This is a genomic window from Hafnia sp. (genome assembly GCF_036648275.1).
Classification (GTDB): domain Bacteria; phylum Pseudomonadota; class Gammaproteobacteria; order Enterobacterales; family Enterobacteriaceae; genus Hafnia; species Hafnia alvei.
In genome coordinates this window covers 29,472-43,106 of sequence record NZ_JAVXIQ010000029.1, presented here as the reverse complement: position 1 = coordinate 43,106, position 13,635 = coordinate 29,472, and the positions used below count along the sequence as shown (strand labels likewise).

Here is a 13,635-nt window from a genome sequence, read left to right as displayed (position 1 = left end):
TGAAGTTTTTTCAGATCGTTAATCATACGAGAGCTCAGTTAGGAAGGAGTGAAACCAATTTAGTTAGACTAACATACTAATTTTTGTGCGGCAATAAAAGATGCGATAACCGTTTTGGCTTTGCAACGAAAAACGACCTGAAATCTCAGGCCGTTAATATTTGTTTATCAAGCATTAAGGATGTTTTAACTCGGGGGCGTCAAAAGCATAGGCATAGTTCATATCAAACTGTGGCGCATTCCAATCAGAATCAATCACGGTGTACGTGATATAGCCTTCATTCAGCAAGTTAACGTCCGTATTACCCGCCGCAGGCGTTAGCGCATCAGGGTTAATTACCTGCGTAGCGGTGCCATCAGGCTGTATCTCATAGCTAAACATCGGTTTAGCGTGCAAATCATTAAGCACAAACTTTCTTCCCAAGATTTTATCTTTTGGTAAGGCCGGATAATTCACGTTAACACCGGTACCATAAGGTAAAACTGTCTCACCCGGTGTCCAATTTTTAGCCAAAGCGTCCACCATACTAACAACATAATCAACGGCGTCAGGCCAATAAAGTTTAGTGCTTGGGAAACCTGCTTTGGCTTCATCTACACTCATGAGCATACCAATACTAGCCGCAATGGTTGGATAGCCATAGCGAATAGCCAACGCGGCCGCAGAAACCGTACCCGAGTTCTGCAAGTTCCCGCCGTTATTTTGCCCGTAGTTAACACCAGAGATCACCAGATCCGGCGGGGTATCTTTCAGCACACCCAGCAAACCAAAATCTAGCGAATCCGACGGTGTTCCAGGGAAGCCATATTGCTTATCACCGACTTTTTTCACCTCAAAAGCATTATTTGGGCTAATTGTCATTGCTGAACCTTGACCACTTTGATCGGTTGCAGGTGCTGTCAACCACGCATCATAACCTTTAGCCGCAAGTTTACTTTGCAGCGAGGTGATCCCTGTAGACTGATAGCCGTCGTCATTGACCAATAAAATACGCATTGGACGAGTTGCAGCCTGAGCGGCCGATACAGTAGAAGACAGGGCTAATGCGGTCAGTTCTGTAGTTTTCATGGTGATATCCTTTAATTAATTAGAAAATATCCCCTCTTACGTTAATGAGATAACTGAGGGGATATTCTGTATATCACCGTGTACCTCACATTCTATAGATTAATAACTATATTTAAGTTATTGATTTATTTGTTTAAATTGAGATTTAAACCTATTTTGTTTATATCCGTTTGTTAGTAAAAAAATTAAATTTAAAAAACTATTTTCATGCATAAAAACGTGCGTATACAACATACCCGCCATCTCTTTCAGACACTCTGAAGAATGAATCTAATCTCCAACTCATTCGGCCTTGCCATTCCTTTAACGCGTATATGCAAAAAGCCCTACTAGCGTTAACTAATAGGGCTTTATTTGGCTATGGCCTTATCGATTCAATTAAAGAATCGGCTGTGCCATCTGCACCAGAGAAATCAGCGGCTGAGGGAAGATACCCAGCAGAACCACTAAGATCCCTGAAATCAGTACCACAACGCCACCGGCAGTCAGTGCCCAGTTATTTGGCGTATCACGCACCAGCGTTTCAGGTGCATGCAGGTACATACTCACAGCAACGCGCAGGTAGTAGTACAAACCAATCGCACTACCCACCACAACCGCACCGGTCAGCCACCACAGATGCGCCTGAACACCCACGGTAACGATATAGAATTTACCGATGAAGCCCAGCGTCATTGGGATACCAGCCAGAGACAGCATAGACACCGTCATTACCGCAGACAGAATTGGCTTATGCCAGAACAGACCACGATAAGAGAACAGGGATTCTGCGTCAGGGCCGCTGTATGGGCTAGACATCAAGCTCACCACGCCGAAGGAGGCAAGGCTTGCGAACAGATAACCCGCCAGATACACGCCAACCGCTTCAGCAGAAATTTGCTGACTCTGAACCGCAATCAGTGCCACCAGCAGATAGCCTAAATGAGACACCGAAGAGTAACCCAGCAGACGCTTGATGTTGCTCTGCGTGATGGCCATCAGGTTACCAAACAGGATGGAGCAGAATGCGATGATGCCCAGAACCAAACGTACCGTTTCGCTGTTGGTGACCGGCGCATACATAAACAGACGCATCAGCACAGCAAAGATGGCAATCTTGCTGGCGGTGGCCAAGAAGGTTGAAACCGGTGCAGGCGCGCCCTGATACACGTCAGGCGTCCACAGCTGGAACGGAACCAGTGAAAGCTTGAAGCCAAAGCCAACCAGCATCATGCCTAAACCTGCTAACAGCAGTGGTTCGTGCAGCATGCTATCGCTCATGCTTTTACCGAGGCCGGCAAACGACAGGTCGCCAGATTCAGCATACAGCAGCGCCATACCGAACAGCAGGAACGATGACGCCGCCGCTGACAGAATGGTGTACTTGATAGCGGCTTCCAGCGAACGTTTCTGGCGATACGCATAGCCAATCAGGCCAAACAGCGGCAGCGAAATCAGTTCGATACCGATGAACAACGCAGCCAGATGGTTAGCGCAAGCCAGTACGATACCGCCCAGCGTTGCAATCAGAACCAGCAGATAGAACTCATCGCGGTTATCTGGATAGCCTTGCAGCCATGGATAGGCAAACGTGCTGGTCGCAAGGCTCGACAGCAACACCAAGCCGATATACAGCATGGAGAAACTATCAACGCGAAACAGCGGCGTTACGTTTAACGAGCCATCCGTTGCAGAAAGAAGCTGCCCCACAAAATAGAGCGAAAGCAGCGCCAGGTTCAAACCGATCACTGTCACCGTTGCGTTGACGAAGTGGTTGCGTCGCCACGCAATGCACAGCATCACAACCACCACCGTCAATCCGACGATCAACAGCGGTAACAGTGCGATCAGATGTTGAGGAGTTATTGTCATGGCGAATTACGGCCTTGTTGTTAAAGTTGAAGCAGAGCTAAACCAGTGTTGCACGTTCGTCATTGCGGCACTGGACGTATCCAGAATCGGCTGAGGATAAACTCCCAGCGCAACCAGCAGAACCACCAGCAGCAGAATAATCGACAGCTCACGCGTGCTCATACCCGGCAGCGGCTTGTCAGATTTTGGTGCACCGTAATAAGCGCGCTGCATCATGATTAACGAATAAACAGAGGCAAATACCAGACCGAAGGTAGAGATAATCGTGATAACCGGCACCACTTGGAAGCTGCCGAACAGGATCATGAACTCACCAACGAAGTTACCGGTACCCGGCATACCTAAGGTTGCAACGGCAAAGAACAGCGACAGCGCAGGCAGGTATTTAATCCGGCCCCACAAACCGCCCATCTGACGCATATCACGCGTATGCAGACGCTCGTAAAGCTGACCGCAGATGATGAACATACCGGCAGCAGACAGACCGTGTGCAATCATCTGGATAACCGCGCCCTGATAGGCCAGTTGGCTACCGGAGTAAATCGCGATCAACACGAAGCCCATGTGGGAAACGGAGGTGTAAGCAATCAGACGCTTAATATCAGTCTGAGCAAACGCCATCCATGCACCGTAGAAGATACCAATAACGCCTAACCACATCGCGATAGGCGCAAACTCATGGGATGCTTCAGGGAACAGCGGCAGGCTGAAGCGCAACAGGCCATAGGCTGCGGTTTTCAGCAAAATACCGGCTAAGTCAACGGAACCTGCGGTCGGTGCCTGACTGTGTGCATCAGGTAGCCAGCCATGCAATGGAACCACCGGCATCTTCACGGCGAATGCAATAAAGAAGCCCAACATCAGCAGATACTGAACGTTGTGACTCATTGGCGTGTTCAGCAATTCTTCATAGTTAAATGTCCACACGCCGGTAGCGTTGAAGTGAACAAATACCAGACCCAGAATCGCAATCAGCATAATCAGGCCGCTGGACTGGGTGTAGATGAAGAACTTGGTTGCCGCACTGATACGAGTTTTGCCGTCTGATGCTTTATGACCCCAAAGAGCGATCAAGAAGTACATCGGCACCAGCATCATTTCCCAGAAGAAGAAGAACAGGAACAGGTCGATGGCCAAGAACACACCGATTACGCCCCCCAGAATCCATAACAGATTCAGGTGGAAGAAGCCCTGATACTTCTGGATCTCGTTCCAAGAACAGAGGATCGCCAGAACGCCCAGCAAGCCGGTCAACACCACCATCAGCAGTGATAAACCATCCAGTGCTAGGTGGAATTCAATCCCGAAACGTGGGATCCACGGCACGGAGAACTCTGACTGCCACTGCGGAAGCCCCGTCGCCTGTGTCAGAGAATAGCCGCCCTGCAACCATAGTTGCACAGACAACACTAACGTCAGACCCATTGCTATCAGTGCTATCCAGCGTGGAGCTTTAGTGCCGAAGCGCTCGCTCTGCCAGCTTAAAAAGCCACCGATGAACGGGATAAGAATTAGCCAAGGTAATAACATGGCGCTTTGTGTCCCTTAAAATTGAATGAGGTTTCATGCAATGGAGAACCCTAAACAGTTCTCCATAAGCTATACCCTATAGATTTCAAGAGGCAGGAAGGCGGCAAGTGAACGAGTCCCTAGGAGCTTACTAAAGTAAGTGACTAGGGTGAGCGAACACAGCCAACACACCTGCAACTTGAAAGATGAAGGGTATATCACTTAACCAATAACAACAGAGCCAATACGACTACTGCGCCCACACCCATAGATGCCATATACCAGCGCAACTGACCGTTTTCACTCACCGCAAGACCACGATTACCCCAACGCGCAAAGACGGCGAACAGGTTCATCAGGCTGTTGAGCGGATCGCGCTGTAACAGGTAAGCAATCGCTTTAAACGGCTTAACAAAGATCATGTTGTACAGCCAGTCAAAGCCCCATGCATGGAACCACCACGTTGAGAAGAAGCGACCCGGCGCGCTCTGCGCCACGCTATTCACAAACTGACGTTTCCCAAGGTACAAGACAGCAGCCAGCAGGATGCCAACGATAGCCACGACGCCGGAGATAATTTCTAACGTCATTTTACCCGCTTCACCGCCGTGGCTTTCTGGTAACACACCCGCCAATGGTGGCGTAATCAACGCACCGATGAAGGTAGAAAGCACCAGCAACACAATCAGCGGCAGGCTATGCGCAATGCCTTTGCCCGCATGTGCTTTGGTATGTGCTTCGCCATGGAACACAATGAAAATCATACGGAAGGTATACAGCGACGTCAGGAACGCACCCACCAAGCCCGCAGTCATCAGGTTAACGTGGCCGGAAGCCAACGCACCCCACAGGATTTCATCTTTACTGTAGAAGCCCGCGGTGACGATTGGCAGCGCAGACAGCGCAGCACCACCGACCAAGAAGCAGATGTAAACCAGCGGCAGCGATTTACGCAATCCACCCATTTTGAAGATGTTCTGCTCGTGGTGGCAGGCCAAAATCACCGAACCAGAAGAGAGGAACAGCAGCGCTTTAAAGAACGCATGCGTCATCAGATGGAAGATTGCCGCATCCCATGCTTGAACGCCCAGCGCCAAGAACATGTAGCCGATTTGACTCATGGTTGAGTATGCCAGCACGCGTTTGATGTCGGTTTGTACCAGCGCGGCGAAACCGGCCAGCACCAACGTCACCGCACCAACGATACCCACCAAATGCAGCACTTCAGGTGCCATCAGGAACAGACCGTGAGTACGTGCAATCAGGTAAACACCCGCGGTAACCATGGTCGCAGCATGGATCAAAGCAGAAACCGGCGTTGGACCCGCCATCGCATCTGCCAACCATGTTTGCAACGGCAACTGTGCAGATTTACCAACGGCACCGCCCAACAGCATCAGCGTCGCCCACGTAATCGCGGTCGAGCCTATCTCCAGTTTTTGCGGAGCCAAAATCATCAGTTCACGGATGTTCAGCGTGCCCAGTTCGTTGTAAAGAATGAACAGGCCAATCGCCAAGAACACGTCACCCACGCGAGTCACGATGAACGCCTTCATTGCCGCCGCACCGTTAGCAGGGTTGGTGTAATAGAAGCCGATCAGCAGATAACTGCACAGCCCTACCCCTTCCCAGCCCAAATACATCAGCAGCAGGTTATCCGCCAGAACCAATACCACCATGCTGGCGATAAACAGGTTGGTATAAGCGAAGAAGCGCGAGTAGCCCTCTTCACCGCGCATATACCACGAGGCGAACATATGAATGAAGAAGCCCACGCCGGTAACCACAGACAGCATGGTCAGCGACAGACCGTCCAGCGTTAAGGTGACAGGAATGCCGAAGTCACCCACGGCCATCCAGTTCCACAGATGTTGGTTGAACACCTGTATGCCGTCGGCTTTTTGACTTAAGAAATCAAAACCCACATAGGCGGTAACCAGCGCAGCCAGCCCGATAGAACCGACACCGATGATGGCCGACGTATTTTCTGACCAGCGACCACGGGAAAATGCCAGCAGCAAGAACCCGATTAACGGTAGCAATATTGTTAAGTAGAGTAGGTTCATCCGCGCATCTCACTGACAGTATCGATATTCAGGGTGTTGCGACGACGATGCAATTGCAGCAACAGCGCCAAGCCAATACTCGCTTCCGCCGCGGCTAAGCTGATCGCCAGAATGTACATCACCTGGCCATCTGCTTGTCCCCAATAGCTCCCCGCCACCACGAATGCCAAAGCAGCCGCGTTGATCATGATTTCCAAGCTAATCAGCATAAACAGCAGATTGCGTCGGATTAATAGGCCGGTCAGCCCGAGAACAAACAGGATGGCCGCCAGAATTAAACCGTGTTGTAACGGGATCATGCTCGCTCCTCCGCCTTATTTTTTACCGCCATTGCCTTGGCTTTATTGGCATCCGCTTCTGGCGCTTTGCTGAAGACTTCGCCCTGCTTGTGCTCGCGTCCCACATGGAACGCCACCACCAGACCCGCCAGCAACAGCATAGACACCAGCTCAACGGCCAGAACATAAGGGCCAAACAGCGCGATACCGACCGCTTTCGCGTCAATCATGTCGCCGCTGATCCCCTGATCGTTCACGCTCATAATGGCGTAAACCAGCACCGCCAGCAGGATCAGAGACAAAATGCTCGGCCCAATCCACAGCGTTGGTTTCAACCATGCGCGCTCTTGCTCCACCACCGAATTACCGAGGTTAAGCATCATGACCACGAAGACGAACAGAACCATAATCGCACCGGCATAAACGATGATCTCCAAGGCACCTGCAAAGTAAGCACCAAGAGAGAAGAACACCGCCGCAATCGCCAGTAACGACACGATTAAATACAGCAAGGCGTGAACCGGATTGGCATGCGAGATCACTCGGATCGTTGCCACCACGGCCACCAGCGCTGCAATGTAGAATGCAAATTCCATGCTTGGCTCCTTAAGGTAGCAGACCTTTAACGTCAATCGGCTTCGCTTCGTTTTCGGCTTCGCCTTTCGCTTTGCCGTCGATAGCCATACCGGCCATACGATAGAAGTTATATTCCGGATATTTACCCGGGCCCGAGATCAGAAGATCTTCTTTTTCGTATACCAAATCCTGACGCTTAAATTCACCCAGTTCAAAATCTGGTGTTAGCTGAATAGCGGTCGTTGGACACGCTTCTTCACACAGACCACAGAAGATGCAGCGAGAGAAGTTGATGCGGAAAAACTCTGGATACCAGCGACCATCTTTGGTTTCTGCTTTCTGCAAAGAAATACAGCCAACCGGACAGGCAACGGCACACAGGTTACAGGCAACGCAGCGCTCTTCACCGTCGGGATCGCGGGTTAACACGATACGACCACGGTAGCGAGGCGGCAGATATACCGGCTCTTCCGGATACATTTGGGTTTCGCGCTTAGCAAACGCATGCAAGCCAATCATCCACAGGCTGCGCACTTGGGTGCCGAAACCAACCACTAACTCTTTCAATGTCATGGTTACATTCACCCCTTATTGAGCGTTATACAAAATCACGGCGGCGGTCGCCAACAGGTTCAACAACGTCAACGGCAGGCAAATTTTCCAGCCGAATGACATCACCTGGTCATAGCGAGGACGCGGCAGTGACGCACGCACCAGAATAAACATCACCATGAAGAAGGCAGTCTTGATTGCAAACCAGATAACCGGCGGCAGGAATGGCCCCTGCCAGCCTCCGAAGAACAGCGTCACAATCAGCGCTGATACGGTGACGATCCCGATATATTCCCCCACGAAGAACAGACCGAATTTCATACCGGAATATTCAATGTGGTAACCGTCGGCCAGTTCTTGCTCGGCTTCCGGTTGGTCAAATGGGTGACGGTGACATACCGCAACACCGGCGATAATAAAGGTCAGGAATCCAAAGAACTGCGGGATGACGTTCCACAGATGAGACTGTGATTCAACGATAGCCTGCATGTTGAAGGAATCAGCCTGCGCAACCACGCCCATCACCGAAAGACCGAGGAACACTTCATAGCTCAGCGTCTGCGCAGAAGCACGCATCGCACCCAGCAAGGAGTATTTGTTGTTGCTCGACCAACCGGCAAACAGCACGGCGTAAACCGCAAGACCTGCCATCATCAAGAAGAACAGAATACCGATGTTCAGATCGGCACCCATCCACGTTGGGCTTACCGGCACAATCGCGAAAGCCAGCAACAGGGAGGAGAACGCAATCATCGGCGCCAAGGTAAAGATCAGGCGATCGGAGAAGCGTGGAACCCAGTCTTCTTTGAAGAACATTTTGACCATATCCGCGACCAGCTGGAGCGAGCCGCCCCAGCCAACACGGTTTGGTCCATAACGATTCTGGAACAGGCCGAGCAAGCGACGTTCGCCGAAGCTCATAAATGCCCCACAGGTGACCACCACCAGCAAAATCACCACCGCTTTAAGCACGGTGAGAATGATGTCGATCACGTCTGGCGTCAGCCAACTCATAATGCTGCCTCCCGCACTTTCGTTTCCTGAATAGCGTCAACTTTGCTTCCGTTCAGCACCGGGGAGATCCCTGGCAGACCCAGAGGCAGACCGATTTGACCTGACTGCAAATTATCGCTTAAGCGCACTGGCAGCGTCAGTTTCTGTTCTGCAACAATCAGCTCCAGAACCGTTCCGCTGTTAACGCCCAACTGCGCCGCATCCGCCGGATTCACCATCACGTACGCTTCTGGCATACGAGTTTGGATAACCGGTGCACGCTGAGTCATCTCGTCGCTACCAAACAGATGGTAGTAAGGAGCAACCACCCAACCCACATTCTGGTAGGCAGCAGGTACAGCGTCGAAGTAAGCCAATGAGCCTTCACCCGCTGCGATTAAACGCACGCCCGGATCGCCGTGGCGCAGATGGCCGCCCACTTCGGCTTGGAATTTGTTCCATGCCTGCGGTGAGTTCCAGCCTGGAGCCCATGCAAATGGGATCTGCTGACGATCTTCCAATGGACCACTGTACCCTTCCATTGAGAACGCAAACGCGGTGTCTTTGTCCTGCGGCTGACGCGGTTCATGTACGCTTATGTTGGCGCGCATTGCGGTGCGGCCACTATAACGATGCGGTTCACGAGCCAGTTTCTGACCTTTGATACGGAAGCTTGCATCCGGTGCCGCGTCCACGATGCCTTGCAGCTGTGGATAGGCTTTAACACAAGATTCAATCACGTGATCCAGCTGCGTCCAGTCGATATGGCGGCTTTCGACGGTGGTGTGCAGGGAATGCAACCAACGCCAGCTTTCCAGCATAATGGACGGCGTGTTTTTCTTCGGATCGTCGTAATAGGCCGGATCGTAAACCTGGAAGAAGCGCTGTGCGCGGCCTTCTTGGTTGACCAAGGTACCATCGCTTTCGGCAAAGCTTGCCGCAGAGAGCACCAGATCGGCTTTGTGCATAATTTCTGTACGTTGATGATCGACTACGATCAGGCTTTGGGCTTTCGCTAAAGCGGCATCAACACGCGCGGCTGGCGCATGGCGATAAAGATCGTTTTCCAACACCACAACCGCATCAGCGTTGCCTTGTTCGAGCTCAACCAACGCATCGTCAATCGACGGAGCATCCATCATTGCCAGACCCATGCTGTTCGCTTCGGCGGCAATAAAAGTGATACCAACATCCAGATCGCGCGCTTTCAACGCTTTGGCAACGTTCGCAGCTGCTTCAATCAGCGGCGTATAACCAGCATTGCTGCCCGTTACGATCAGTGGTTTTTTCGCTCCCGCTAACGCTTGAACGATCACGTCAACCTGCTTGCGCACGTCGTCTGATAAACCTTCAACCGCAGGGGCTGAGTTATCCAACGCATGAGCCACAGCGAAACCTAAACGTGCCTGATCGGCGACCGGTGCGCGATAATTCAACGCCGCGATATCATCCAAACGGGTATCGTCAATGCTGGTCATGAACAGCGGATACTTGGCACGTTGGCCAATGTTCTGAATCGCCGCAATCTGCCAGTCAGCTACACGCTGAGCCGCAGCCATCGCACGCGCCTTGCCTTTTACAGCCTGACGCAGCGCCAACGCGATACGCGCAGCGGTTTGGGTTACGTCTTCACCAAGGATCAGCACGGCATCGTAGCTTTCCATCTCACGCAGAGCTGGGGTATAGATACCGCCCTCGCGCAGGATTTTTTGCATCAGATTCAAACGGCTTAATTCACCCGCTTCAACGCCGCTGTAGAAGTTTTCCGCTCCGACCAATTCACGCAACGCATAGTTGCTTTCAAGGCTGGCACGTGGAGAACCGATACCGATAGTTTTCTTCGCCTGACGCAGCAGATCCGCCGCACCTTGCATGGCCTGATCGGCATTCAAGTGGATCCAGTCGTTGCCACGACGCTGTTGCGGCTGGCGAGGACGATCCTTCAGGTTGACGTAGCCATAGCCGAAGCGGCCACGGTCACACAGGAAGTAGTGGTTAACGGTACCGTTGAAACGGTTTTCGATACGACGAATTTCACCGTAGCGCTCACCCGGACTGGTATTACAACCCACGCTGCACTGCTGGCAGACGCTAGGGGCAAACTGCATGTCCCATTTACGGTTATAACGCTCGGAGTGCGTTTTGTCGGTGAATACGCCGGTTGGGCACACTTCGACCAAGTTACCGGAGAATTCACTCTCCAGCGTGCCGCTTTCTGGGCGACCAAAGTAGACGTTGTCGTGCGCGCCATACACACCGAAATCGGTGCCATCAGCGTAATCTTTGTAGTAACGCACACAGCGATAACAGGCGATGCAGCGGTTCATTTCATGAGAAATAAACGGCCCCAGTTCCTGATTGTTGTGAGTACGTTTGGTGAAGCGATAGCGACGGAAGCTATGGCCGGTCATCACCGTCATATCTTGCAGATGGCAGTTACCGCCCTCTTCACACACAGGACAGTCATGTGGATGGTTGGTCATCAGCCATTCCACAACGCTCTCGCGGAACGTTTTAGCTTCTGCATCATCGATGGAAATAAAGGTTCCGTCCTGCGCGGGTGTCATACATGACATTACCAGACGACCACGGGTATCTTCCGCGTTCTGGTATTGCTTAACCGCACACTGGCGGCAAGCACCGACGCTGCCCAGCGCCGGGTGCCAGCAAAAGTAAGGAATATCAAGCCCGAGAGAGAGACATGCCTGTAGCAGGTTCTCCGCCCCGTTAACTTCATACTCTTTGCCGTCTACATGAATTGTAGCCATTAGCATGCTTCCAAAATAAGAAAACTTTGACCCTAAACCCCCTCCCAACCTCCCTCTTTGCAGGGGGAGGAGCAAACCTGCTGTCTATCGAGCAGATTGGGGTGGGGCTAAAATTACCAGCGCGATTTCAGCAGGTTTGGCTGAATGCCCTTAATGGCATTCAAGTTGCCGTATTCTTTCGCGGCAATACCTGCTTCAAACTCTTCGCGGAAATATTTAATGGCGCTTTGCAGTGGCTCAACCGCACCTGGCGCATGCGCGCAGAACGTTTTACCTGGGCCTAAATGGCGGCACAGTTGTTCTAGCGTTTCAATATCGCCCGGTTGACCTTCACCACGCTCAAGGGCACGCAGGATTTTTACGCTCCACGGCAAACCATCACGGCATGGTGTACACCAGCCACAGGATTCGCGAGCGAAGAATTCTTCTAGGTTGCGTACCAATGGCACCATGCCAATTTCGTTATCCACGGCCATTGCCAGCGCGGTACCTAAACGGCTACCTGCTTTACCGATGCTGGCAAAGTCCATCGGCAGATCCAGATGATCGCCGGTCAGGAAGTCAGTCCCTGCCCCGCCTGGCTGCCACGCTTTAAGCGTTAAACCATCGCGCATGCCACCGGCGTAATCTTCCAGAATTTCGCGTGCGGTAGTGCCAAACGGCAGCTCCCACAGTCCTGGATTCTTAACGCGGCCAGAGAAGCCCATGAGTTTAGTACCCGCATCTTCGCTCTTACCGGCAGACAGACCTTTGTACCAGTCTACGCCGTGCTCGATGATCGCTGGCACGTTACACAGGGTTTCAACGTTGTTAACGCACGTTGGTTTACCCCATACCCCAGAGCTAGCTGGGAATGGGGGTTTTGAACGAGGGTTTGCACGACGACCTTCTAGCGAGTTAATCAATGCTGTTTCTTCACCGCAGATATAACGACCCGCACCGGTGTGCACAAACAGTTCGAAGTCAAAACCGCTGCCGAGGATATTTTTACCCAACAGGCCAGCCGCTTTGGCTTCTTCAATCGCTTTACGCAGGTTTACCGCTGCTTCAACATATTCGCCGCGCAGGAAGATATAACCACGGTAGGATTTCAGCGCGAATGCCGCGATCAGCATGCCTTCCACCAGCAGGTGCGGCATCTGTTCCATCAGCAAACGGTCTTTATAAGTACCTGGCTCCATTTCATCGGCGTTACACAGCAGGTAACGGATGTTCATGGATTCATCTTTTGGCATCAGGCTCCACTTCAAACCGGTGGAGAAACCTGCACCGCCGCGCCCTTTCAGGCCAGCGTCTTTAACCAGATTAACGACTTCATCCTGAGCCATGCCTTTGAGCGCTTTTTCAGCACCCTGATAGCCACTTTTACTGCGATATTCATCCAGCCACACTGGCTGACGATCATCGCGTAAACGCCACGTCAGCGGATGGCTTTCCGCTGAACGTGTTGGAACTAAAGCTGAAGGAATTGTCATTTATACTGCTCCAACAATTCGACGACGTTCTCCGGCGTCAGGTGAGCATGAGTATCTTCATCGATCATCATATTCGGCCCCTTGTCGCAGTTACCCAGACAACAGGTTGGCAGCAGCGTAAAGCGTCCATCAAACGTGGTTTGACCCGGTTTGATGTTTAGCTTGCGCTCCAGCGCGGCCTGAATACCTTGATACCCATTGATATGGCACACCACGCTATCGCAGTAGCGAATAATGTGGCGACCAACCGGCTGACGGAAGATCTGGCTGTAAAATGTGGCCACGCCTTCCACGTCTGCGGCAGGAATATCCAGCACTTCGGCAATGGCATAAATCGCGCCATCGGGAACCCAACCGTGTTCTTTCTGCACAATTTTCAGTGCTTCAATCGACGCGGCGCGCGGATCTTCATAGTGATGTTTTTCATGCTCGATGGCCTCACGGGCGCTATCGCTGAGCACGAAAACCTCTTCTTTAGCTAAAGATTGATCTGACATGA

Annotated in this window: 11 protein-coding genes; all 11 read right to left on the bottom strand. The window is 51.8% G+C overall.

Annotated features, from left to right (window positions below):
- Nucleotides 1–174 precede the first annotated feature (174 nt).
- The gene (surE, locus tag RSC70_RS18295) at nt 175–1,068 is read right to left on the bottom strand and encodes a 5'/3'-nucleotidase SurE (RefSeq protein ID WP_332543132.1); all 894 of its coding nucleotides are present in this window, start codon (nt 1,066–1,068) and stop codon (nt 175–177) included.
- 378 nt (nt 1,069–1,446) lie between these two features.
- Entirely contained in the window at nt 1,447–2,919 is a 1,473-nt protein-coding gene (nuoN, locus tag RSC70_RS18290; RefSeq protein WP_025797909.1) for an NADH-quinone oxidoreductase subunit NuoN, read from the bottom strand.
- Between the two features lie 6 nt (nt 2,920–2,925).
- On the bottom strand, nt 2,926–4,449 hold the full coding sequence (gene nuoM / locus RSC70_RS18285) for an NADH-quinone oxidoreductase subunit M (RefSeq protein ID WP_025797907.1): 1,524 nt from the start codon (nt 4,447–4,449) through the stop codon (nt 2,926–2,928).
- 197 nt (nt 4,450–4,646) lie between these two features.
- A complete protein-coding gene (gene nuoL / locus RSC70_RS18280) occupies nt 4,647–6,494 on the bottom strand; it encodes an NADH-quinone oxidoreductase subunit L (protein ID WP_063586782.1) in 1,848 nt (615 codons plus the stop codon).
- The gene (nuoK, locus tag RSC70_RS18275; RefSeq protein ID WP_004092601.1) at nt 6,491–6,793 is read right to left on the bottom strand and encodes an NADH-quinone oxidoreductase subunit NuoK; all 303 of its coding nucleotides are present in this window, start codon (nt 6,791–6,793) and stop codon (nt 6,491–6,493) included. Before nuoK ends, nuoL begins: the two co-directional genes overlap by 4 nt.
- Nucleotides 6,790–7,368 carry an NADH-quinone oxidoreductase subunit J gene (gene nuoJ, locus RSC70_RS18270; protein WP_040046432.1) on the bottom strand — a complete coding sequence of 193 codons (579 nt, stop codon included), beginning with the start codon at nt 7,366–7,368 and terminating at the stop codon, nt 6,790–6,792. Before nuoJ ends, nuoK begins: the two co-directional genes overlap by 4 nt.
- 10 nt (nt 7,369–7,378) lie before the next feature.
- Entirely contained in the window at nt 7,379–7,921 is a 543-nt protein-coding gene (gene nuoI, locus RSC70_RS18265) for an NADH-quinone oxidoreductase subunit NuoI (RefSeq protein WP_004092603.1), read from the bottom strand.
- 15 nt (nt 7,922–7,936) lie between these two features.
- Complete coding sequence (gene nuoH, locus RSC70_RS18260) at nt 7,937–8,914, bottom strand: NADH-quinone oxidoreductase subunit NuoH (protein ID WP_025797899.1); 978 nt, start codon at nt 8,912–8,914, stop codon at nt 7,937–7,939.
- Complete coding sequence (gene nuoG, locus RSC70_RS18255) at nt 8,911–11,661, bottom strand: NADH-quinone oxidoreductase subunit NuoG (protein ID WP_332543131.1); 2,751 nt, start codon at nt 11,659–11,661, stop codon at nt 8,911–8,913. Before nuoG ends, nuoH begins: the two co-directional genes overlap by 4 nt.
- 113 nt (nt 11,662–11,774) lie before the next feature.
- Entirely contained in the window at nt 11,775–13,136 is a 1,362-nt protein-coding gene (gene nuoF, locus RSC70_RS18250) for an NADH-quinone oxidoreductase subunit NuoF (RefSeq protein ID WP_332543130.1), read from the bottom strand.
- Nucleotides 13,133–13,633: an NADH-quinone oxidoreductase subunit NuoE gene (gene nuoE / locus RSC70_RS18245; RefSeq protein ID WP_004092610.1), complete on the bottom strand. Its 501-nt coding sequence runs from the start codon at nt 13,631–13,633 to the stop codon at nt 13,133–13,135. Before nuoE ends, nuoF begins: the two co-directional genes overlap by 4 nt.
- Between the last annotated feature and the right edge of the window lie 2 nt (nt 13,634–13,635).